Annotated in this window: 21 protein-coding genes; 12 read left to right on the top strand and 9 right to left on the bottom strand. The window is 62.9% G+C overall.

All coding sequences use genetic code 11. The annotated features are described in order from the left end of the window. Window positions 1-41 precede the first annotated feature (41 nt). Window positions 42-1,325 (top strand): DUF3422 family protein, encoded by a 1,284-nt coding sequence (locus ASD31_RS11030; RefSeq protein WP_056333250.1) that lies wholly within the window; start codon window positions 42-44, stop codon window positions 1,323-1,325. A gap of 41 nt (window positions 1,326-1,366) precedes the next feature. Next, window positions 1,367-2,806: a DUF6880 family protein gene (locus tag ASD31_RS11025; RefSeq protein ID WP_056332852.1), complete on the top strand. Its 1,440-nt coding sequence runs from the start codon at window positions 1,367-1,369 to the stop codon at window positions 2,804-2,806. Here ASD31_RS11025 and ASD31_RS11020 read toward each other — a convergent pair. Then, window positions 2,791-3,687: a LysR family transcriptional regulator gene (locus ASD31_RS11020; RefSeq protein ID WP_056332849.1), complete on the bottom strand. Its 897-nt coding sequence runs from the start codon at window positions 3,685-3,687 to the stop codon at window positions 2,791-2,793. The two genes, ASD31_RS11025 and ASD31_RS11020, sit on opposite strands and share 16 nt — an antisense overlap. A 136-nt stretch (window positions 3,688-3,823) precedes the next feature. Between ASD31_RS11020 and ASD31_RS11015 the strand changes: the two genes are divergently transcribed. The 3 genes from ASD31_RS11015 to glcF all read left to right on the top strand — a co-directional run bounded on the left by ASD31_RS11015 (window position 3,824) and on the right by glcF (window position 7,981). Next, the gene (locus ASD31_RS11015; RefSeq protein ID WP_056332848.1) at window positions 3,824-5,263 is read left to right on the top strand and encodes an FAD-binding oxidoreductase; all 1,440 of its coding nucleotides are present in this window, start codon (window positions 3,824-3,826) and stop codon (window positions 5,261-5,263) included. Then, window positions 5,260-6,462, top strand: a complete 1,203-nt coding sequence (gene glcE, locus ASD31_RS11010; protein WP_056332845.1) for a glycolate oxidase subunit GlcE — start codon at window positions 5,260-5,262, stop codon at window positions 6,460-6,462. Before ASD31_RS11015 ends, glcE begins: the two co-directional genes overlap by 4 nt. 202 nt (window positions 6,463-6,664) lie before the next feature. Beyond that, entirely contained in the window at window positions 6,665-7,981 is a 1,317-nt protein-coding gene (gene glcF, locus ASD31_RS11005; RefSeq protein WP_056332842.1) for a glycolate oxidase subunit GlcF, read from the top strand. A 160-nt stretch (window positions 7,982-8,141) separates the two neighbouring features. On the opposite strand, the gene ASD31_RS11000 is transcribed toward glcF, so the two are convergent. Together ASD31_RS11000 and ASD31_RS10995 are read right to left on the bottom strand one after the other, a co-directional pair. Next, on the bottom strand, window positions 8,142-8,831 hold the full coding sequence (locus tag ASD31_RS11000; RefSeq protein WP_056332838.1) for a L,D-transpeptidase: 690 nt from the start codon (window positions 8,829-8,831) through the stop codon (window positions 8,142-8,144). Between the two features lie 169 nt (window positions 8,832-9,000). Then, window positions 9,001-9,768, bottom strand: a complete 768-nt coding sequence (locus ASD31_RS10995) for a L,D-transpeptidase (protein ID WP_082520507.1) — start codon at window positions 9,766-9,768, stop codon at window positions 9,001-9,003. Between the two features lie 249 nt (window positions 9,769-10,017). Between ASD31_RS10995 and ASD31_RS10990 the strand changes: the two genes are divergently transcribed. Continuing rightward, window positions 10,018-10,647 (top strand): DNA-3-methyladenine glycosylase I, encoded by a 630-nt coding sequence (locus tag ASD31_RS10990; protein WP_056333245.1) that lies wholly within the window; start codon window positions 10,018-10,020, stop codon window positions 10,645-10,647. A gap of 55 nt (window positions 10,648-10,702) precedes the next feature. Here ASD31_RS10990 and ASD31_RS10985 read toward each other — a convergent pair whose 3' ends face one another. The 3 genes from ASD31_RS10985 to ASD31_RS10975 form a co-directional block, all read right to left on the bottom strand. Further along, complete coding sequence (locus ASD31_RS10985; protein WP_056332835.1) at window positions 10,703-11,107, bottom strand: DUF305 domain-containing protein; 405 nt, start codon at window positions 11,105-11,107, stop codon at window positions 10,703-10,705. Between the two features lie 49 nt (window positions 11,108-11,156). Then, window positions 11,157-11,525: a hypothetical protein gene (locus ASD31_RS10980; protein ID WP_156392587.1), complete on the bottom strand. Its 369-nt coding sequence runs from the start codon at window positions 11,523-11,525 to the stop codon at window positions 11,157-11,159. A gap of 65 nt (window positions 11,526-11,590) precedes the next feature. Next, window positions 11,591-12,001, bottom strand: a complete 411-nt coding sequence (locus ASD31_RS10975; RefSeq protein WP_056332829.1) for a hypothetical protein — start codon at window positions 11,999-12,001, stop codon at window positions 11,591-11,593. Window positions 12,002-12,386: 385 nt separating this feature from the next. On the opposite strand from ASD31_RS10975, the gene hisS reads away from it, so the two are divergent. The 5 genes from hisS (at window position 12,387) to ASD31_RS10950 (ending at window position 18,146) form a co-directional block, all read left to right on the top strand. Continuing rightward, window positions 12,387-13,907, top strand: a complete 1,521-nt coding sequence (gene hisS, locus ASD31_RS10970) for a histidine--tRNA ligase (protein WP_056332827.1) — start codon at window positions 12,387-12,389, stop codon at window positions 13,905-13,907. A gap of 268 nt (window positions 13,908-14,175) precedes the next feature. Continuing rightward, window positions 14,176-15,315, top strand: a complete 1,140-nt coding sequence (locus tag ASD31_RS10965) for an ATP phosphoribosyltransferase regulatory subunit (RefSeq protein WP_056332825.1) — start codon at window positions 14,176-14,178, stop codon at window positions 15,313-15,315. Beyond that, entirely contained in the window at window positions 15,312-16,010 is a 699-nt protein-coding gene (hisG, locus tag ASD31_RS10960) for an ATP phosphoribosyltransferase (RefSeq protein ID WP_056332822.1), read from the top strand. The genes ASD31_RS10965 and hisG overlap by 4 nt, the downstream gene beginning before the upstream one ends. A gap of 116 nt (window positions 16,011-16,126) precedes the next feature. Further along, window positions 16,127-16,834 (top strand): glutathione S-transferase C-terminal domain-containing protein, encoded by a 708-nt coding sequence (locus ASD31_RS10955; protein ID WP_056332820.1) that lies wholly within the window; start codon window positions 16,127-16,129, stop codon window positions 16,832-16,834. 94 nt (window positions 16,835-16,928) lie between these two features. Further along, window positions 16,929-18,146 (top strand): NAD(P)/FAD-dependent oxidoreductase, encoded by a 1,218-nt coding sequence (locus ASD31_RS10950; RefSeq protein WP_056333243.1) that lies wholly within the window; start codon window positions 16,929-16,931, stop codon window positions 18,144-18,146. 27 nt (window positions 18,147-18,173) lie between these two features. Here the strand turns inward: ASD31_RS10950 and ASD31_RS10945 are convergent, their stop codons facing one another. The 3 genes from ASD31_RS10945 to groES all read right to left on the bottom strand — a co-directional run bounded on the left by ASD31_RS10945 (window position 18,174) and on the right by groES (window position 21,134). Then, a complete protein-coding gene (locus ASD31_RS10945; RefSeq protein ID WP_056332814.1) occupies window positions 18,174-18,623 on the bottom strand; it encodes a hypothetical protein in 450 nt (149 codons plus the stop codon). 506 nt (window positions 18,624-19,129) lie between these two features. Then, window positions 19,130-20,773, bottom strand: a complete 1,644-nt coding sequence (gene groL / locus ASD31_RS10940) for a chaperonin GroEL (protein WP_056332812.1) — start codon at window positions 20,771-20,773, stop codon at window positions 19,130-19,132. Between the two features lie 64 nt (window positions 20,774-20,837). Beyond that, a complete protein-coding gene (gene groES / locus ASD31_RS10935) occupies window positions 20,838-21,134 on the bottom strand; it encodes a co-chaperone GroES (protein WP_056332810.1) in 297 nt (98 codons plus the stop codon). A gap of 173 nt (window positions 21,135-21,307) precedes the next feature. Between groES and chrA the strand changes: the two genes are divergently transcribed. Further along, complete coding sequence (gene chrA, locus ASD31_RS10930) at window positions 21,308-22,672, top strand: chromate efflux transporter (protein WP_056333240.1); 1,365 nt, start codon at window positions 21,308-21,310, stop codon at window positions 22,670-22,672. Window positions 22,673-22,793 lie beyond the last annotated feature (121 nt).

The raw sequence follows: 22,793 nt of genomic DNA, 5'->3' as shown, positions 1-22,793 counted from the left end.
GCCCTGTTGATAAGAAGCTTCTGATGGATGGGGGAATGGACATGGCCAAACGCAGTTTCGCATTTCCGCTAGCGCCAGCGCGCGCCCAGGCGCTCGGCGAAATCCATGCGCGCCCCTATGCGCTGGTGACCTCGCCGCGCGTCATCTTCCAGCTGGCTTTCATGACGGATGGCGGCTCGACCGTGGATCATGCGGTCCTGTCCGAACTGTCGCGGGCCCGCGGTGTTTCGCCGCCTAGCCGCGAGGCCAACCACCATGCCTTGTCCTTCGGGCAGGGCAGCCTGCGCTGGGAGCGGCACACGGAGTTCTCCACCTATTTCTGGGACGGCGTCATTCCCGATCGCTTCGGCGGCGAAGTGACGACGCATCCCTTCGGTGACGGGTTTTCGCCGCCCGGCAGCCTGATTTCCGGCATCCGTCTCGAAATCCGGCCGGATACGGAAGAAACGCGGGGGGCGATCAGCGCCTTCGATCCGACCAGCCTCTGCTACAGCGAGATCAAGGATGGCCAGGCCGTAGTGTTGACCGATTTCCGACAGAACGGCGATGGCCTGACGCAAATCCTGGTGATCGATCGCGGCATGACGCAGGCCGGAACCGGCGCGCTGGTCCAGCGGCTGCTCGATATAGAGACCTACCGGACGCTGGCCATGGTCGGCCTGCCGCTCGCCCAGTCGCTGTCGCCGGATATCCGCCGGATCGAGGACGGGCTGACCGGCGTCACCCAGGAGATGCGCGGCAATGTCCGCGAAAAGGCCGACGAGATGCTGGCCGAGATCACCCTGCTGGCCGCAGAACTTGAAGCCGGCGCGGCGCTCAGCCTCTACCGGTTCGGCGCCAGCCGCGCCTATTACGGCATCGTCCAGGAGCGCATCCGCTCGCTGGCGGAGACAGGCGTGCCCGGCTACGAAACGCTCGGTTCCTTCCTCGAACGGCGCCTGGCGCCGGCGATGCGGACTTGCCAGTCGGTCGAGGAGCGCCAGGCCAACCTGTCGCGCAAGCTTACCCGCGCCACGGCGCTGCTGAGAAGCTGGGTCGATGTCGAACTGGAACGGCAAAACGGCGCGCTTCTCAATTCCATGGACCGGCGCGCCAAGCTGCAGCTTCGCCTGCAGCAAACGGTCGAGGGCCTGTCGGTCGCCGCCATTTCCTATTATGTCGTCGGCCTGTTCGGCTATCTCGCCAAGGCATTGGAAAGCGAGGGCCTGCCGGTCAAATCGAGCGTGCTGACCGGGCTTTTCGTGCCTGTGGCGGTGCTCACCCTCTGGCTGATCGTCCGCTCCATTCGCAAACATCATGCAGACGAGGACGGCAAAAGCGTTTAAACCTTGCGCGATATCCGAGACTTACCCGGCTGCAAGGCATCATGGCGAAGACGGCAAGGACCACACGAAAAGCAAAACTCGACAGGGACGGACTGACCGCCCTTGGCGCCGACCGGCTGATCGGCATCGTGCTCGACGAGGCCGCCCTCAATCCGTCCTTCAAGAAGCGGCTGAACGCGGCGCTGGCCGGTCTCGGTGGTGCTGCGGGCGTCGCAAAACTGATCGACAACCGCCTGGCGGCGCTGGAAAAATCCCGAACGCGCATCCGCTGGCAGAAGGAACGGGCCTTCGGCAACGATCTCGAGAGCATTTCGGCGAGCATCATCAAGGAATTCGGCGCGGTCGATCCCCTCATGGCGCTGGAAAGGCTGATCCGCTTCGTGCTCGGTTATGAGGGCATCGCCGAGCGCGTCAACGATTCCAGCGGGCGCATCGCCGGCATCTACGGACAGGCCTGCTGGGCCGCCGGGCAATTGGCGCAGGCGGTGCCGGCGGCCCATCAGGCGGAAATCCCGGCGCTCGTCGCACCCGGCCTCAAGGGCACGGATTATCACGGCTTCAAGACGCTACTTGCCGTGCGGATTGCCGCGGCGCTGTCGCCGGAGGTGCTGAAGGTTTGGGACGGGCAGCTTGCCGCATCCATGACGATACCGGCGGCAACGCCCTTTCTACCTGCCATCGTGCATGTGCGCCGGGCGATCGGCGATGCGCTGGGCGATCTCGACGTGCATGTGGCGATCGAGGACGCCTTGCCGGAAGCGCTGCGCGAACCGGTCATCCTGGCCGAAAAGCTTTTTGCCGGCGGCCGGCATGCCGAGGCGCTGGTCTGGGTGCGCACGCCGCGCAAGGACCGCCTCGGCTTTTTCCGCCGGGCCGATATGCTCTCCGGCGAGTTGAAGGCGCCACCCGACCGGCAGCGGCTGGAGGCAGCCATCCTTGATGGACTGAAGGACCGCACCGGCTCTCAGGCGCTACGCTGGAAAGCTTTCGAACAGCGGCTCGATGTCGGGATGCTCAAGGAATACATCGCCAAGGCCGGCGATTTCGAGGAGTTCGAGGCGCTCGACAGGGCCTTCGCCCATGTCGAGCGCGAGAGCAATCCCCATGCGGCGCTGCGCTTCTATCTTGAATGGCCTAAGCTCGATCTTGCCGCCCGTTACATCGTCGAAAGGCAGGGGAACTGGCACGGGGAGGACTACGAAATTCTCCTGCCGGCCGCCGAGGCGCTGGAGGACGACTATCCGGCGGCGGCGACCGTTCTCTACCGCGCTCTCGCCGTCCATATCGTCACCCGCGGGATTTCGCAGGCCTATGATTATGCTGTCGGCTATCTGATGAAACTCGCCGCGCTGGCAGCCCGCCCGGGCGACAATGAGGGGCTGATGCCACATGGCGATTTTGTCGCCGGCCTGCGGAAGGAATATCCACGCCGATATGGCCTGTGGGACCTGGTCCCGCCGGAGGTCTATCGCTCCCAATAGGGCTCCGGCCCGTAGATGCCCGCGAGATAGTCGATGAACAGGCGCACCTTGGCGGGCAGGAACTGGCGGCTCGGATAAAGGGCGGACACGAAGATATTGCGCGATCCCTCCCAGGCCGGCAGCACCTGGACCAGCCTGCCGGATTTGAGGTCGCCACCGACATCCCAGGTCGAGCGCAGCGCAATGCCGGCACCCGACAGCACCGCTTCGCGCACCACTTCCGACGAATTGGTGATCAACCGTCCCTGCGGCCTGTAGCTGAGCACGCCTTCCGGCCCTTCCAGCTTCCAGATGTCGTGATTGTGCTGGCGAAGGCAGATGTGATCGGCAAGATCGCCGACGGTCGACGGCCTTCCTCGCTCGGCCAGATAGGCCGGCGAGGCGCAGAGGATGCGGCGCACCGGCACCAGCTTGCGCGCCACCAGCGTCGAATCGCTCAATTCGCCGATGCGGATCGCGAGGTCGAAGCCATCAGCCACGATGTCGCTGAATTCGTCGGAGAGAACGATATTGACGACGAGGTCCGCATGGGTCTCGATGAACCGCGCCAGATGCGGCGCCACATGCATGCGCCCGAAGGAGGTGGGTGCCGTGATCCTCAGCGTACCCTGCGGCTGACCCGAGCGGCCGGAGGCAAAGGCCTCTGCCTCCTCGATGCCGGCGAGCACCCCAAGCACGCGATCGTAAAATCCCTGGCCGGCTTCGGTGAGTGAAATCTGCCTCGTCGTGCGCTGGAGAAGCCGCGTGCCCAGCCGGTCTTCCAGCCGCTTGATGCGCTTGGAGATGACGGCGGGCGAAAATCCCAGCGCCCGGCCGGCTGCCGACATGCTGCCGGTGGAGACAACGCGCGAAAAGACCTCAAGATCGCCCAGATTTGTCATCAATCCTGACCATTGTTGCACAAACGGAAAAGCTGATTATCATTTGCCGGGTCGAGGTGATAGTGGTAAAGAAAAAATACCAATTGCGCCCAGTCTGTGCCCGGCCTGGGCCCTGTGAACGAGCCGGGAGGCCGAATTGCCCGAGACGATCGCCTTTCAGGAGCCGAAACGATCCGTACTCGCGCGCCGGGATGCGATCGTCGAGGATCTGGCGGATCTTTTGCCGCCCGGCTGCCTGATCAGCGAGAAGCGCGGGCTGGTGCCGTTCGAGACCGATGCCTTCATCGCCTATCGCCAGGTGCCGCTGGCGGTCGCCCTGCCTGAAACCACCGCGCAGGTGGCGGCGGTGTTGAAATATTGCAGCCGCTACGGCATTCCCGTCGTTCCGCGCGGGGCAGGGACCTCGCTGTCGGGCGGTGCCATCCCGCAGGCGGATGCCGTGGTCATCGGCCTGTCGAAAATGTCGCGCATCCTCGATATCGACCTTGCCAACCGCGCGGCCATTGTCCAGGCCGGGGTCACCAACATCAATATCTCGGAAGCCGTTTCGGCCAATGGCTTCTTCTATGCACCGGATCCCAGCTCGCAGCTCGCCTGCACCATCGGCGGCAATATCGGCATGAATTCCGGCGGCGCCCATTGCCTGAAATACGGCGTCACCACCAACAATCTGCTCGGTGTGAAACTGGTGCTGTTCGACGGCACGGTGATCGATCTCGGCGGCAAGGCGCTGGATGCCGCCGGCTATGACCTGCTCGGCCTTGTCTGCGGTTCGGAAGGCCAACTCGGCATCGTTACAGAGGCGACCGTGCGGCTGATCGCGCGGCCGGAAGGCGCGCGCCCGGTGCTTTTCGGATTTCCGTCTTCGGAGGAAGCGGGCGCCTGTGTCGCCGAGGTCATCGGTTCCGGCATCATTCCCGTCGCCATCGAATTCATGGACAAGCCGGCGATCGCCATCTGCGAGGCCTTCGCACAGGCCGGCTATCCGATGGATGTCGAGGCGCTGCTGATCGTCGAAGTCGAGGGATCGGAGGCCGAGATGGAGGCGATGCTGGCAAGCATCATCGAGATCGCCGGCCGCCATGGCGTTTCGACGATCCGGGAAAGCCAGTCGGCGACGGAAGCGGCGCTGATCTGGAAAGGCCGGAAATCTGCCTTCGGCGCCACTGGCCGCATTGCCGATTATATCTGCATGGATGGTACCGTGCCGCTCAGCCAGCTCTCCCATGTCTTGAAAAGGACCGGCGAGATCGTCGCGGGCTATGGGTTGAGGGTCGCCAATGTCTTTCACGCCGGCGACGGCAATATGCATCCGCTCATCCTCTACAATATCAACGATCCGGAGGATGCGGCGCGCGCCGAAGCGGCCGGCAACGACATCCTGCGGCTCTGCGTCGATGCCGGCGGCTGCCTGACGGGCGAGCACGGCGTCGGCATCGAGAAGCGCGACCTGATGCTGCACCAGTTCAGCCAGATCGATCTTAACCAGCAGATGGCCGTCCGCGCTGCCTTCGATCCGCATTGGATCATGAACCCGTCCAAGGTCTTTCCGCTTGAAGGGCGTCCGGCCGCATGAGCAGTCCTTTCGAACCGGAAACCGAGGCGGAAATCGCCGACATCGTCAGGGCCGCTGCCGAAGCCGGAACGGCGCTGGCGATCATGGGCGGCGCGACGCGATCGGGTTTCGGCAATCGCGTCGCGGCACAGCAGCCTCTGACGACGCGCAATCTCTCCGGCATCACCAGCTATAATCCGGCGGAAATGACCATGAGCGCGAAGGCGGGGACGCCGATGGCCGAGATCGAGGCAGCTCTCTTGGAAAATCGCCAGATGCTGGCCTTCGAGCCGATCGATCATCGAGGCATCATGGGAACCTCGGGCGAGCCGACCATCGGCGGCGTCTTTGCCGCCAATGTCTCCGGCCCGCGCCGCCTGACCGCCGGCGCCGCCCGCGACCATCTCCTCGGCATCCGTTTCGTCAACGGCATGGGCGAGGTGATCCGCTCCGGCGGCCGGGTTATGAAGAATGTCACCGGGCTCGACCTGGTCAAGCTGCTCTGTGGTTCGCACGGAACATTGGGTATCTTGACGGAGGTGACCTTCAAGGTCCTGCCGCTGCCGCCGGCCTCTGCCACGGTCGTCGTCTTCGGCTTCGACGATGCGCAGGCGGCGGGTGCCATGGCGCATGCGCTGGCTCTGCCGGTGGAGGTCTCGGGCGCCGCGCATCTCACGGAAAGCGTGCGCTACCGCTTCATCGGCAGCAGCCACCCGGAGGGCGCCGCGACGGTGCTGCGTCTCGAAGGCCTGGCGGCCTCGGTGTCGGTGCGCGCCGAAAAACTGCGGTCGGCCTTCTCAGCGGTGGCGCCTGTCGCCCTGCTCGACCGGAAGGCGACGGAAACGCTCTGGCGCGACATCCGCGACGTAAAACCCTATGCCGACGGCACGCAAAAGCCACTGTGGCGCGTCTCGGTCACGCCGACCATGGGCCATCAACTGGTCGCGGCCCTCAGGCTCGCGGCCGGTGTCGATGCCTTCTACGACTGGCAGGGCGGCCTCGTCTGGCTACGGATGGAGGCGGATGCCGAGGGCGATATGCTGCGGCGCTACATCAAGGGCCTGGGCGGCGGCCACGCGACGCTGATACGGGCCTCCGATGCCGTGCGCGCTGCAACGCCAGCTTTCGAACCGGAGGCGCCGGGCATCGCGAGCCTCTCGGCGCGGATCAAGGAAAAGCTCGATCCGAAGGGTATTTTCAATCCGGGGAAGATGGGGTGATGGAGATCATGAGTTTGCCGTGCCTTACCCCCCTCTGTCCCTTCGGGACATCTCCCCCTCAAGGGGGGAGATCATTCTTTTCCCTCGACGCATCGCCCGTAAGGGAGGCACGGAGATCACGGCCAATCTCCCCCCTTGAGGGGGAGATGTCCCGGAGGGACAGAGGGGGGTATGCCTCCAAATCTTCGGAGTCCCATATCTGATGCAGACCAATTTCACCCCCGAGCAGCTCGCCGATCCGCATGTGGCCGAATCCGAATCCATCCTGCGCAAATGCGTGCATTGCGGCTTTTGCACCGCCACCTGTCCGACCTATGTGACGCTCGGCAACGAACTCGACAGCCCGCGTGGACGCATCTACCTGATCAAGGACATGCTGGAAAACAGCCGGCCGGCGGATGAGGAAGTGGTCACCCATATCGACCGCTGCCTGTCCTGCCTTGCCTGCGTGACCACCTGTCCCTCCGGCGTCGACTACATGCATCTGGTCGATCATGCTCGGGTTCATATCGAGAAAACCTACAGGCGGCCGTTGAAGGACCGGCTGGCGCGCGTCGTGCTGGCGGCCGTCCTGCCCTATCCGGGCCGCTTCCGGCTGGCCCTGAAGGCGGCACGGCTCGGCCGGCCCCTTGCCGGGCTGATGAAGCGCCTGCCGTTCCTCAAAACCTTCGGCATCATGCTTGACCTGGCGCCGGCACGGCTTGCGCCCGGCTCTGCGGCGCTCATGCCTGGCACCCATGCAGCGACGGCGCCGAAGCGCGGCCGCGTCGCGCTCTTGACCGGCTGCGCCCAGCCGGTGCTGAGGCCCGAAATCAATGCCGCGACAGTCCGGCTTTTGACGCGGCTCGGCGTCGAGGTGGTCCTGCCGGCGGGCGAGGGCTGCTGCGGCGCGCTCGTCCATCATATGGGCCGGGAGGAACAGGCGCTTGAGGCCGCCCGGCGCAATGTCGATGTCTGGACAAGGGCCGCCGACGAGGGTGGTCTGGATGCGATCATCATCACCGCATCGGGCTGCGGCACCACCATCAAGGATTACGGCCATATGCTGCGGCTCGATCCGGCCTATGCGGAGAAGGCCGCCCGCGTTTCGGCGCTGGCAAAGGATGTGACCGAATATCTGGCGGGCCTCGATCTGCCGCGACGCGAGGCGATGAACAGGACGGTCGCCTATCACTCCGCCTGCTCCATGCAGCATGGCCAGAAGATCACGCTGGCGCCGAAAATTCTGTTGAAGAATGCCGGCTTCACCGTCCGCGATCCGGCGGAAGGCCATCTCTGCTGCGGTTCGGCCGGAACCTACAATATCCTCCAGCCGGAAATTTCAGCGACGCTCAAGGCGCGCAAGGTCGGGAATATCGAAGCGACCAGGGCCGAGATCATCGCGACCGGCAATATCGGCTGCATCACCCAGATCGCCACCGGCACGGCCATCCCCATCCTGCACACGGTCGAACTGCTCGACTGGGCCTATGGCGGCGTGTGTCCGCAGGAGCTCGAAACGGCTGGCATGGCACAATGAGGAAAGTCGCCCTCTCTGTCGGCTGAGCAGAATCTTGGGCTTATCGAAGGCAAGGCCGCCAATAGCCCCGACCTTCATAAGGAAAAAGAATAATCTCCCCCCTTGAGGGGGAGATGTCACGAAGTGACAGAGGGGGCGAAACCCTCCGCCCGTTCCGTCCTCAGCCGCCGAAGATCGTGCGCAGGATGTCCACGCCGCGGTCGTCATAGGAGACCTCACCCTGCCGGTTGCCGGGGCCGACGACGATGACCTTGGTGCCGATATCGACGCGCTTGTAGAGGTGCTCGACATCCTTGTTCATCATGCGGATACAGCCGGACGACATATTGAGGCCGATCGTCCAGGGCTGGTTGGTGCCGTGGATGCGGAAGCCGGAATCGTTGCGGCCCTTGTAGAGATAGAGCGCGCGGGCGCCGAGCGGATTGTCGATGCCGCCTTCCTGGTAGGCCGGCAGGATATGGCCCTTCTTGCGTTCGCGGGCGATCATTTCCTTCGGCGGCGTCCAACCCGGCCATTCCGCCTTGCGCTGTACCTTGACCACGCCCGACCAGCCAAAACCTTCGCGACCGACGCCGATACCATAGCGCGTCGCCCGGTTGCGGCCTTCGATGTAATAGAGATAGCGGTTGTTGGTATCGACGATGATGGTGCCGGGAGCTTCATCGGTCTGCAGCCGCACCTTGGTGCGCCAGTATTTCTTTGCCGGCTTCTTCTCCGGCATGGCCGCCAGGGTGACATCCGATACGGACGTCGCCGGCCGGTCCGGCGTGAAGGCAGAGGCGCTCGTGGCGCCAAGCGTGACAGCGGCCGCAAAGGCGAGCGCGGCCATGCCTTTCAGAATATGTGTCATCGGTAAATCCCTCTCCAGTCCCAAGCATGCGAAACGCTATTCCATATCACGTTTTACGCAAGGCTGATGGGCCATGGATAGAGCAAATCCGGCCCCCGGAGCTGTCACCCCGGGAACCGCTGTTGCCGAAAGGCAACGCCGGCGCCCCATTAAGGCGCGGCGACCGAGGTCAGATCACGACGACCCGCGTGCCGACTTTGACGCGCTCGTAGAGATCGACCACATCCTCGTTGCGCATCCGGATACAGCCGGAGGAGACCGCGTAGCCGATGGTCCAGGGGGCGTTGGTGCCGTGGATGCGGTAGAGCGTCGAGCCGAGATACATGGCGCGCGCGCCGAGCGGATTGGCCTCGCCGCCGTCCATGCGGGCCGGCAGGTAATGTCCCTTGGCCGCTTCGCGGGCGATCATTTCCGAAGGCGGCGTCCAGCTTGGCCATTCGGCCTTGCGGGTCACCTTGTGGTTGCCCGCCCATTCGAAGCCGGGCTTGCCGACGCCGACGCCGTAGCGGCGCGCTTCGCCATTGCCGGTCACCAGGTAGAGAAAGCGGCTATTGGTGTCGATGACGATCGTGCCGGGTTTTTCGCCGCCATCGTAGGCGACCGTTTGCGGCAGGAATTGCGGATCAAGCCGGGTCTGCACCGGCTTGCGGGCGCGTGGCACCGAAGCCGGCTGCGCGAGCGCTGCGCCGGACCGCTGGACCTGCGGCTGGAAAAGATATTGTTTTTTTCGGGTGGCGGCCGGCGCCTGCACCGCGCTACGGCGCTGCTGCTGCCGGTAGATGACGGGCTCGACCTTGCCGCCGAGTTGCAGGAGCCAGGGGGCGGTCAGATCGGGGCTGACGATCACCGGCGGGCGGCTTCGACGTTCTCCCGCCTCCGCAAGGCTGGAGACGGCAAAAAACAGGGATGTGGCAAGGATCAGGGATTTTTTCAGCATGGGCGTTACGTTACCTTTCGCCGGGGAATAACTCGGCGCTCCGCCGTCCATTGGCGGGCGGATGGCGGATGCGACGGTGAGCGCCATGCAAATGGCGCGATCGGCCAATCGTGGCACCGCGCGGCAACCGAAAGGTAAATCTTCGCCCGGTAAAAGGCGTTCGGTCGGATAAAGCTTTGGGTAGGGTTATCGCCCGCTTTAGGACTATGGTTGGCAAATGGTAAAGCGATGGAAATCGGGGAGAAAAGCGTGACGGCAAGGGGCATCATCACCGGTACGGACGGGCGCGACCGCTGCGCCTGGCATGCCAATCTGGAGGATTACCAGCGCTATCACGACGAGGAATGGGGCCGGCCGATGGCCGACGATATCCGGTTGTTCGAAAAGATCTGTCTCGAAGGGTTCCAGTCCGGCCTTTCCTGGCTGACGATTCTCAGGAAGCGCGAAGCCTTCCGCGCCGCCTTCGCCGGATTCGATTTCGATGTCGTTGCAGATTTCGGCGAGCCGGAGATCGCGCGCTGCCTGGCGGATGCCGGCATCGTCCGGCATCGCGGCAAGATCGTCTCCACCATCAACAATGCGAAGCGGGCGCAGGAACTGAAGGCCGAGTTCGGCTCGCTTGCCCGCTATTTCTGGAGCCATGAGCCCGGCGGTAACGAACGGCCAAAGACGGTGACCTTCGAGGCGATCGCCGCCAATCCGACGACACCAACCTCGACGCTGCTGTCGAAAGACCTGAAGAAACGCGGCTGGACCTTTGTCGGCCCGACAACGGTCTATGCCTTCATGCAGGCCATGGGCCTGGTCAATGATCATATCGAAGGCTGCATCTGCCGCGATGGCATAGAGACGATGCGGCAAGCCTTCGTCAGGCCATGAAGAGACCCGCCGGTTTGATCCGGCGGGTCCTGTCTGCGGGTATAGGCTATCTGTATCAGCCGCCGTTCTTGGCCAGCCAGTCTTCCATCATGCCGATTTCCGCTTCCTGGGCGGCGATGATCTCCTCGGCCAGTTTGCGCAGTTCGGCGTCCTTGCCGTGCTCGAGCTCGACCTTGGCCATGTCGATCGCCCCTTGATGGTGGGCGATCATGCCGCGCACGAAATCGAGATCGGCATTGCCCGAGAAGGTGATGTCCATGCCCTTGTGCATCTTGGAGTTTGCCGCGGCGAAAGCCTTGCTCGACGGGCCGTTATCGCCCTTGGGCTCCATCGTCTTGTCCATGGCGCCATGGTCCATGGAACCGTGGTCCATCGCCCCGTGGTCGGCATCCTGTGCGGCTGCGGGACCGGCAAGCGCAAATGCCAGCACCATGCCGGCCATGATTGTTTTCGGAGACATATCTGCTCCCTTTCATCGATGAATGTCTATTTTGAGGGTGTGTTCGCGGTCAGGAATGCATCGGCAGGGAGCGGGGAGGAGGAAAATGCGGCTTGAGCGTCCTTGCGAGCAAGGGTCTTTGTGGCGAGGGAAGAACAGGCGCCGTGGCAAGTTCCAGGCGGTCGAGATCGACCGATTCCAGAAGAACGGCGTAACAGGCGGCGCAGAGCAGCGGATGCACGCCGTTCACGCGTTGATCGCAGCCGTCGTCCGCCGTTCGGCAATCATGGCTCGCTGTCAGCTTGGAATGAGGCGAGTGCGAGAGGCTTTCATGATACGCGGCCGGTGCAGCGTCGAGATGGCGTATCTGCGCAAGCGTCGCCGACCAGCCGCTGATCAGGGCACAGAAAAGGGCAAGGGCAAGCATGGCGATGCGCATGTCGGCAAGATAGGCACCCGCCGGACGAAATAAAAGGTGCTCGCTGTCCCTTGCCTCGGCCAGCCTCAATCCTCGACGGGCATGAAGGCAAAGACGCCCTGCATGCGTCCCGCCGCCTGGTCGATCCGCGAGGTTCCCACGCAGAACACCGGGATGGCGTCGCCGTCTGCGTCCTCAAGGCTTGCGCAAAAACAGAAGGAAGAGGCCGCCGCCGTCGCCTGTTCGAGAATGTTCAGCACCGTCTGGTGCTGGTCGGGATGGTAGCCGCGGATAATATCCAGGAGCCCGCAGAGGCGGTCGCTGAGGCCGTGCCGGGCTTTTGCCGCTTCGCCCACAGAAAACAGCCCCGTCGATAGGTCGCAGTGCCAGGTTTCGATGACATAGTCCTGCCGCATCAGCGCCTCCACCCATTCCTCATGGGCGCGCCCGTCCTCGGGCAGGATCGTGCCGAAGCCAGGCTTCATGAATTGCAGCATGCCGTCTCTCGCTTTCCTGCGACATGTGTGGTCCGGGCAAACTGGAACTTGCCCCCAAAGGCCACGCCCCGGCGCCACGCCTGCGAAATGGAAGGACCGACCATTTGTTCCGACGCGCCCCGGACAAAAGCACGCTACGCGGAAAAATTGAAAAATCGGTGCATGAAACCATGCTGGAACCGGCGTCGGGTGCGAGATCGGAGACTCATTTACGCCGATAGGCCTTCACTTCCAGATCCGAGCCGGGCGCGACCGATGCCGAACGGCTGGTGGAGCAAGGGCTTTCGCCGGCGTTACGGGTTGCGAGACTTGCCGCCTTGGCCTCGATCGGATAGGGAAAGCGCCGATACCATCGACCGATCGACGCTGAAAGTACAGGCCTCCCATGAGCGACAAGAAGACCAAGCCACAGAAGCTGAAAGCCCGCCTGCCGCGCGGTTTCGTCGATCGCTCCGCCGCCGATATCCGCGCCGTCGACGAGATGACCGCGAAGATCCGTGAAGTCTACGAACGCTACGGCTTCGACCCGGTGGAGACGCCGCTGTTCGAATATACCGATGCGCTCGGAAAATTCCTGCCCGACAGCGACCGCCCGAACGAGGGCGTCTTCTCGCTGCAGGACGACGACGAGCAATGGATGAGCGCGCGCTACGACCTGACCGCGCCGCTTGCCCGCCATGTCGCGGAGAATTTCAACGAGATCCAGCTTCCCTACCGCACCTACCGCGCCGGCTATGTCTTCCGCAACGAAAAGCCCGGCCCCGGCCGCTTCCGCCAGTTCATGCAGTTCGACGCCGACACGGTTGGTGCGGCAGGTGTCCAGGCCGACGCCGAAATGTGCATGATGATGGCCGACACGATGGAAGCCCTCGGCATCGCACGCGGCGATTACGTGATCCGGGTGAACAACCGCAAGGTGCTGGATGGAGTGCTAGAGGCGATCGGGCTTGGCGGGGAGGGAAATGCCGGACGGCGGCTGACGGTGCTCAGGGCCATCGACAAGCTGGACAAGTTTGGTGTTCAAGGGGTTGGCTTGCTGTTGGGACCTGGTCGCAAAGATGAGAGCGGCGATTTCACCAAGGGTGCAGGGCTTTCTGACGACGATATCGGTGTCGTTTTAAATTGGGTGAAAAGCACGGAGTATACCGACCTGCTTGCACTTGGTTCAAAGTTTCTCGATCAGGCAGTTGCCAGAGCAGGTTACGAAGAACTTGACTCAATGCACAAGCTGTTCGTGGCCGCCGGCTATGGCCCCGACCGCATCAAGATCGACCCCTCCGTCGTCCGCGGCCTCGAATACTACACCGGCCCCGTCTTCGAAGCCGAACTCCAGTTCCCCGTCACCAATGAAAAAGGCGAAAAAGTCGTGTTCGGCTCGGTCGGCGGCGGCGGGCGGTATGATGGTCTCGTGTCGCGCTTCATGGGCCAGCCGGTGCCGGCGACCGGCTTTTCCATCGGCGTCTCGCGGCTGATGACCGCTTTGAAGAATCTCGGCAAGCTCGGCACGGAAGAGGTGGTGGCGCCCGTCGTCGTCTGCGTCATGGACCGCGACACGACAAGTCTCGGCAAGTACCAGCAGTTCACGCAAGCGCTGCGCCATGCCGGCATCCGCGCCGAAATGTACCAGGGCAACAAGAAGAATTTTGGCGACCAGCTGAAATATGCCGACCGTCGTGGTGCGCCGCTGGCGATCATCCAGGGGTCGAGCGAACGCGAGGCGGGCGAGATCCAGATCAAGGATTTGATCGAGGGCAAGCGCCTCTCCGGCGAGATCGAGGACAATGCCGCCTGGCGCGAAGCCCGCGTGGCCCAGGTCTCCGTGCCGGAGGCCGACCTCGTCGCCAAGGTGCGCGAGATACTGGCGGAGCAGGCCGAGGATCGGGCGCGGGCGGGTAGGGACGTTTGAGTGTGAAGATGGCGACCGCCTCCTTTCCGAACGTAAGATTGCCCCTCACCCTAGCCCTCTTCCCGCAGGCGGGGAGAGGGGACGACGGAATGTGCAGCTTCTCCCTTCTCCCCGTCATGACGGGGAGAAGGTGCCCGACAGGGCGGATGAGGGGCATTCTGGGCAGAAACCGCCTTCAAGTGACTGGACTCATCTCCCCCCTTGAGGGGGAGATGTCACGCAGTGACAGAGGGGGGTATGCCCGCCCGAAACTCAGAGTTTTCAGCCCATGCCCCTGATCGACCTTCCCCCCTTTGCCGCCGATCTGCTGGCCGATTTCGAGCGGTTGGGGACGGTGCGGGTCGATACGCCGGTGATCCAGCCGGCCGAGCCCTTTCTCGACATGGCCGGCGAAGATCTGCGCCGTCGCATCTTCATGACCGAGAGCGAGACCGGAAAAAGCCTCTGCCTGCGGCCGGAATTCACCATTCCCGTCTGCCTGCGCCATATAGAGACCGCCTCCGGCACGCCGCAGCGCTATTCCTATCTCGGGCAGGTTTTTCGCCAGCGCCGCCAGGGGGCAAGCGAATTCTATCAGGCGGGCATCGAGGATCTGGGGGAAACGGATGTCGCAAGCGCCGATGCGCGCGCGCTCAGTGACGCCATCGCCATCCTGTCCGCCCATCTTCCAGGCCGGTCGCTCAGGGTCACGCTCGGCGATCAGTCGGTGTTCGAGGCGGTGATTTCCGCCTGCGGCCTGCCGGCCGGCTGGCAGAAGCGGCTGATCCATGCTTTTGGCAATCCGGCCCGCATCGAAACCCTTTTGACCCGGCTGTCGCGACCGCAGCCGGTGACCGGGCTCAGCCCCGAGATCGAGGCCCTGCTGGTGAGCGGCGACGAGGCGACGCTGGTCGCCCATCTCGACGAGACCATGGAGGCGACCGGCTATTCCACCAATGCCAGCCGCAGCCCGAAGGAAATCGCCGAGCGGCTGAAGGAAAAGCGGGCGCTCGAAAAGACGGCGCTCGATGGAGCGACCCTTGGCATTTTGCGCGATTTCCTGTCGCTGGATCTTTCCCTGGCCGCCGCCCCCGCCGCTCTGTTCGCCTTTGCGGAAAAGGCAGGGCTTGCGCTCGATGGTGCCCTGCAGCGCTTCGAGGCCCGGGTCGAGGCGCTTGGCCGCGCCGGCGTCGATCCCGCGCCGATCACCTATCGCGCCGCCTTCGGCCGGCCGCTCGACTATTATACCGGGCTGGTCTTCGAGATCGGTATCGACGGTTCGCTGGACGTGCTGGCCGGTGGTGGCCGCTTCGACCGGCTGATGACGCTGCTCGGCGCCCGCCAACGCATTCCCGCCGTCGGTTTCGCGCTCTGGCTCGATCGGATCGACCAAGCGCTGGCACCGCAAAACGGGGAGGCCGCCCAATGACCATCACTCTGGCGCTACCCTCCAAGGGCCGGATGAAGGAGGACGCCTCGGCAATCTTCGAAAGAGCCGGCCTGAAGATCATCGCCGTCGGCAACGAACGCTCCTATCGCGGTCGTATCGAAGGGCTTGACGGCGTCGAGATCGCCTTCCTGTCGGCGTCCGAAATCTCCCGCGAGATCGGCACCGGCGCAATCGATTTCGGCGTTACCGGCGAGGACCTGATCCGCGAAGGCCTGTCGGAGGCCGATAGCCGCGTCGAATTCTGCGCAAGGCTCGGCTTCGGCCATGCCGATGTCGTCGTCGCCGTGCCGGAAATCTGGCTCGATGTCGATACCATGGCCGATCTCGGCGATGTCGCCGCCGATTTCCGCGCCCGTCATGGGCGCCGCCTGGCGATCGCCACGAAATACTGGCGGCTGACGCAGCAATTTTTCTCCGCCACCCATGGCATCCAGCTCTACCGGATCGTCGAGAGCCTGGGTGCCACCGAAGGCGCGCCCGCCGCCGGCTCTGCCGATATCATCGTCGATATCACCTCCACCGGCTCGACGCTGAGGGCCAATCACCTGAAGATTTTGTCGGACGGCGTAATGCTGAAATCGCAGGCTTGCCTGGTGCGGGCACGCAAGCCCGAGCATGAGGCCGATCCGCTGGTCGCGCGGATCGCCGATGCGGTCCGGGCCGCCTGCCGTTAGAGCGTTGGCGGCCACCTCGCGCCCCGGCGATACAAAATCCAGGCGCTATCGTCCGCGCATCTAAAAATTCGGGCTGAACCGACTTATGTTGATCGTCCCACCCCGAGGAGTTCTCCATGGCCGATCTTTCCGCTTTCCCGATCACCACCCGCTGGCCCGCCGCCAATCCCGATATCATCCAGCTTTATTCCCTGCCCACGCCGAATGGCGTGAAAGTCTCGATCGCACTGGAAGAACTCGGCCTCGCCTACGAGCCGCACCGGATCGATTTCGGTACCAACGACCAGAAGACGCCGGAATTCATCTCGCTTAATCCGAATGGCCGCATTCCGGCGATCATCGATCCGAACGGGCCGGACGGGAAGCCGATCGGCCTGTTCGAATCCGGCGCCATCCTGATCTACCTCGCCGAGAAGACCGGCAAGCTCCTGCCTGCCGATGCCGCCGGCCGCTACGAGACCCTGTGCTGGGTGATGTTCCAGATGGGCGGCGTTGGGCCGATGCTCGGCCAGTTCGGCCATTTCTTCAAATTCGCCGCCGAGAAGGTCGCCAATAATTCCTATCCGATGGAGCGCTACCGCGACGAAGCCAAGCGGTTGCTCGGCATATTGGAAACCCGGCTTGACGGCCGCCAATGGCTGATGGGCGATGACTATACGATCGCCGATATCGCCACCTATCCCTGGATCGAAGGCGCCCGCAAATTCTATGGCGGTGCCGAGGTGCTGGAATATCAGCGCTACCCGAATGTCATGGCCTGGGTCGAACGCGGTCTTGCCCGCCCGGCGGCGCAAAAAGGCATGGATATCCCGGCCCGCGCCTGATCGCGTCATCTCCCGCCGCCCGGCTGAGTTGACGAAGCTCGGGCGGGCGGGCTAGGTCTCGGGAAAGGCAGTTTTCGGGGTGGATGGAGCGGACGTGGCAGGTAGGCTGGTTGTTGTCGGCGGCGGTCAGGCCGCTTTTGCTCTGGTGGCAAGGCTCAGGGCCCTGAAGGACGAGCGTCCGGTCACCATGCTTGCCGGGGAAGCAAGCTATCCTTACCAGCGGCCGCCGCTCTCCAAGAAATATCTGCTGCGCGAGATGGATCTCGACCGGCTGCTCTATCGACCGCCGGCCTGGTATGGCGAGCAGAATGTCGATATCCGCCTGTCGACGACTGTTACCGCCATCGACCGCGCCGCCAAATTCGTGACGCTCAGCGATGGGACGACGCTCGATTACGACGTGCTGGCGCTTACCACCGGCTCGACGCCGCGCCGCCTGCCGGCCAGTATCGGCGGCGATCTCGACGGTGTCTTCGTGGTGCGGGACTTTACCGATGCCGACCGGCTCGCCGGGGAGCTGACGCCCGGTCGCCGCGCGCTGATCATCGGCGGCGGCTATATCGGTCTGGAGGCTGCGGCCGTTGCCCGCTCGAGCGGGCTGGAAGTGACCGTCATCGAGATGGCCGACCGTATCCTCCAGCGCGTCGCCTCGCGGGCGACCTCCGATCTCGTCCGCGATCTTCATCAATCCCGCGGCGTCGATATCAGGGAAGGGGTCGGTCTTGTCCGCCTCGTCGGCACCGATGGGCGGGTTGTGGCTGCGGAACTGACCGATGGCACGGTGCTTCCGGCCGATCTGGTCATCGTCGGCATCGGCGTCACCGCCAATGATGCGCTGGCCAGCGAAGCCGGCCTCGAAGTGGCCAATGGCATCGTCGTCGATGAATTCGGCCGCACCGTCGATCCTGCTGTTTATGCGATGGGCGATTGCGCGCTGCTGCCATGGCAGGGTGCGCGCATCCGGCTGGAATCGGTCCAGAACGCCGTCGATCAGGCGGAAGCCGTCGCAACCCTGCTTGCCGGCGGAACCGCGCCCTATGAGCCCAAACCCTGGTTCTGGTCGGATCAATACGACGTCAAGCTGCAGATCGCCGGCTTCGGCCTTGGCCATGACGAAACGCTGGTGCGCAAGGGCCAGCGGGAAGGCAGCGTCTCGGTCTGGTATTTCAGGCAAGGCAAGCTCGTTGCCGTCGATGCGCTCAACGATGCCAAGGCCTATGTGACGGGCAAGAAGCTGATCGACCTTGAACGAACGCCCGATCGCACCTTGCTCCAGGACCCGCAGCTTGATCTGAAGACGCTGCTGTCCTAGCTGGCGACGGCCTGGCCGGCGGCGGCCTCATTGATGATGGGCGAAGACCCGGATTTTGGATTCAAGCTGGAAGCGCGGGAAGAAGAAGACGCCGAGCATGGTGCCGGAATAGCGCTCTTCGAGCCCCGTCGATTCGCCGATGCAGAACACCGGCTGCTTCTGGCCGAAAGCCAGATTGATGGTCGTTGAAAAGCAGAAGGACGAGGATGTCGTCGCTGCCTGCTCGAAAAGCTCCAGCACATGGTTGCGGTCGGCATCGTCATAGCAGCGCACCAGGTTGAGAAGCCCGCACTCGCCTTGCTCCAGGCCATGCATCGCCACCGCATTCTCGCCAAGGCGGAACAGGCCGTTCGAAAGGTCTCCCGACCAGCTTTCCGAGGCGCAGAACTGGCGCAGCAGATCCTGCTCGCCTTCACCGGAAGCAAGGGGCGGCGCGCCGAAGGGCTGGTAAAAACCGGCTCTGGCAATCTTAAACATGGCCGTCCCCGACAGAAACAAAAAATCCGAAATCCATTCGTCTGTTCCCGCTCACGAATGCGAAAGAAACATTTCCATTGCACAGCATGAACGAATGGCGCGAAAACGAAGCCAGGCTCATGAACGGCAGGATATGGAAGCTCAATTTCAAGGTCTTGCGGCTGTTCATGCTCAAGACGAAACAAATTGCATGCGATAAAATCTATATGTTTCGGCGCGCGGAATCAAAGCGATCCTGCGCATAGAGTTAATATGGAAAAATTGAGTAATACTATTCCCGAATTCTTCCTGGTTTTTGATCCCCGTGAATCTTGGTTCACTTCGAGCGTTGTTATAATTGCTTTTGTTCGTGCATCAATGGTCTCAGGCAAATATTTTCCCATGCGGCCCTTCGTCTGCGTTTGTATCGCGCTGGAATTGATGGAACGCAAAAAGGGCGAACCCGGAGGTCCGCCCTTGTCTTGTTCCGAAACTGAAACGTCATTCGTAATAAGGCGGATGCCCTATTACATCATGCCGCCCATGCCGCCCATGCCACCCATGTCAGGCATGCCGCCACCGGCCGATTCCTTCTTCGGAAGTTCGGCGATCATGGCTTCGGTGGTGATCAGCAGCGAAGCAACCGAAGCTGCGTTCTGCAGAGCCGTGCGAACGACCTTGACCGGATCGACGATACCCATGGCGATCATGTCGCCGAATTCGCCGGTCTGGGCATTGTAGCCGTAGTTGTCGGTGTTGCTTTCGAGGATCTTGCCGACGATGATCGAGCCTTCGTCGCCTGCGTTTTCAGCGATCTGGCGAACCAGCGACTGAAGCGCCTTGCGGATGATCGAGATACCGGCGGTCTGATCGTCGTTTGCACCCTTGAGGTCGAGAACGATCGAGGCGCGGAGCAGGGCCGTACCACCACCGGGAACGATACCTTCCTGAACGGCAGCGCGCGTTGCGTTGAGCGCGTCGTCGATGCGGTCCTTCTTTTCCTTCACTTCGATTTCGGTCGCACCGCCAACGCGGATGACGGCAACGCCGCCAGCGAGCTTGGCAAGGCGTTCCTGCAGCTTTTCGCGGTCGTAATCGGAGGTGGTTTCCTCGATCTGGCCCTTGATCTGCGCGACGCGGCCTTCGATTTCGGCCTTCTTGCCGGAACCGTCGACGATCGTCGTGTTTTCCTTGGAGATCGAAACCTTCTTCGCACGGCCGAGCATTTCGAGCGTGACGTTTTCGAGCTTGATGCCGATGTCTTCGGAAATGACCTGGCCACCGGTCAGGATGGCGATGTCTTCGAGCATGGCCTTGCGGCGATCGCCGAAGCCCGGAGCCTTGACGGCAGCGATCTTCAGGCCGCCACGCAGCTTGTTGACGACGAGCGTTGCGAGAGCTTCGCCTTCGACGTCTTCCGAGATGATCAGGAGTGGCTTGCCGGTCTGAACGACGGCTTCGAGAACCGGAAGCATGGCCTGCAGGTTGGAGAGCTTCTTCTCATGGAGAAGGATGTAAGCGTCTTCCAGTTCTGCAACCATCTTTTCAGGGTTGGTGACGAAGTAGGGGCTGAGGTAGCCGCGGTCGAACTGCATGCCTTCGACGACTTCGAGTTCGGTTTCGGCGGTCTTGGCTTCTTCAACCGTGATGACGCCTTCATTGCCGACCTTCTGCATCGCGTCGGCGATGTACTGGCCGATTTCCTTTTCGCCATTGGCGGAGATCGTGCCGACCTGGGCCACTTCTTCCGAAGTGTTGATCTTCTTTGCCTTGGCAACGAGGTCCTTGACGATGGAGGAAACGGCGAGGTCGATGCCGCGCTTCAGGTCCATCGGGTTCATGCCGGCAGCAACGGCCTTGCCGCCTTCGCGAACGATGGCCTGGGCGAGAACGGTTGCTGTCGTGGTGCCGTCGCCGGCGATGTCGTTGGTCTTCGAAGCAACTTCGCGGACCATCTGGGCGCCCATGTTTTCGAACTTGTCTTCCAGTTCGATTTCCTTGGCGACGGAAACGCCGTCCTTGGTGATGCGCGGTGCGCCGAAGGACTTGTCGATGATGACGTTACGACCCTTCGGGCCGAGCGTGACCTTCACTGCGTCTGCGAGGATGTCGACGCCGCGCAGCATCTTTTCGCGCGCGGTGCGGCCGAACTTAATTTCTTTGGCTGCCATGTTAAAACTCCCGGGCTGATGCCCAATTGGTTTTCTGGAAAGTGAGAAGCGGGTACCGGCTGGATCAGCCGATGATGCCCATGATGTCGGCTTCCTTCATGATCAGAAGGTCTTCGCCGTTGAGCTTGACTTCGGTGCCCGACCACTTGCCGAACAGGACGCGGTCGCCAGCCTTGACGTCGAGCGCGATGAGCGTGCCCTTGTCGTCACGGGCACCGGTGCCGACGGCGACGATTTCGCCTTCCTGCGGCTTTTCCTTGGCGGTATCCGGAATGATGATGCCGCCCTTGGTCTTTGCTTCGGACTCGACGCGACGAACGACGACGCGGTCGTGCAGCGGACGGAAATTGGTGCTTGTCATTGTCTAATCCCTCGATCAAATGACTTCACGGGCCTGAAACGGCCCGATGGATGAGTGTTAGCACTCCTGTTACTTGAGTGCTAGCGGCTTGGAGATAAGGACGGCCGCGAAATGAGTCAAGAACGGCCTGTCGAAAATATTTCATCGATCATGGTTATCTGTCCGGCATGCTCATGATCCAACAACACGACCTCAATGTGACACCACCCCATCCTTCCTTTGCCGAGGCGACGAAAGTCTGGGCGAAGATCGGCCTGTTGAGTTTCGGCGGCCCGGCCGGGCAGATCGCCCTCATGCACAAGGAACTGGTGGAGGAGCGCCGCTGGATTTCCGAAAGCCGGTTCCTGCATGCGCTGAATTTCTGCATGCTGCTGCCCGGACCAGAAGCCCAGCAACTCGCCACCTATATCGGCTGGCTGCTGCACGGCACCCGCGGCGGCATCGTCGCCGGCACGCTGTTCATTCTTCCCGGCTTCTTCGTCATTCTTGGCCTGTCCTCGGCCTATGCCCTGTTCCAGCAGACGGACTGGCTCGCCGGGCTTTTCTTCGGCCTGAAGGCCGCAGTGCTGGCGATCGTCGTCGAGGCGGTCATTCGCGTCGGCCGGCGGGCGCTGAAAACCCGCTTCTCGCTCCTCGTCGCCGCATCGGCCTTTGCGGCGCTGTTCCTTTTCGGCCTGCCTTTTCCGCTGATCGTGCTCGCGGCCGGAATTGCGGGATATGTGGCCACGCGGCTGCAGCCTGAGGATGGAGTACGCGCGGCGGCGGCCAGGCAGGCGCTTGCCGACAGGCCGTCGGTCATCGATGCCGACTTCCCGGACGGCGCCCCGAGCCGCCGCCGCGCAATGCGGGTCTTCGCCTTCTGGCTGGCGCTCTGGATCGTGCCCTTCATCCTTCTTGCAGCCGTGTTCGGTACCGAAAATGCCTATGCCACGATCGGCCTGTTTTTTTCCAAGATGGCGGTGGTGACCTTCGGCGGGGCCTATGCGGTGCTGGCCTATGTCGCGCAGCAGGCGGTTGAGGCTTATCACTGGCTGAAACCGGGCGAGATGCTGGATGGCCTGGCGCTGGCCGAGACGACGCCGGGACCGCTGGTGCTCGTGCTTACCTTCGTCGGCTTCATGGCGGGCTTTCGTGCGTCCCTGGGGCTCGATCCGCTGCTGTCGGGCCTCGTCGGCGCCACGCTCGTCACCTGGGTTACCTTCGTTCCCTGCTTCCTGTGGATATTCCTCGGTGCGCCCTATGTGGAAAACCTCCGCAACAACAGGGCGCTGTCGGGTGCCCTGGCGGCGATCTCGGCGGCCGTCACCGGCGTCATCCTCAATCTCGCCGTCTGGTTCGGCCTGCATGTCTTTTTCGCCGATGTCGGCAAGCTGGTGGCCGGGCCGCTGTCGATGCCGCTGCCGACATGGTGGACATTTCAATGGCCGGCGTTTTTCCTGGCGCTTCTGGCCGCCCTCATGCTCTTTCGCTTCCGCGCCGGCATTGTCGCGACCCTTGCCGTCTGCGCCTGTGCCGGCTGGGTGATCCACGGTTTTTGACGGTAGCGGCCGTCCGTTCCGCAAATCCTTGGGATTGGCCGGCCAATTTCAGGCAATTTCCGGTTGGCGTCTTGTGTTTTTGGCGCCTGCCTGCGATGTCAGCCCGATCAATTCTTCTTCG

The organism is Rhizobium sp. Root482, assembly GCF_001426565.1.
Classification (GTDB): Bacteria; Pseudomonadota; Alphaproteobacteria; order Rhizobiales; family Rhizobiaceae; genus Pararhizobium.
Note: the sequence above shows the minus strand (reverse complement) of the source record. Positions and strands in the feature narration are given on the sequence as shown.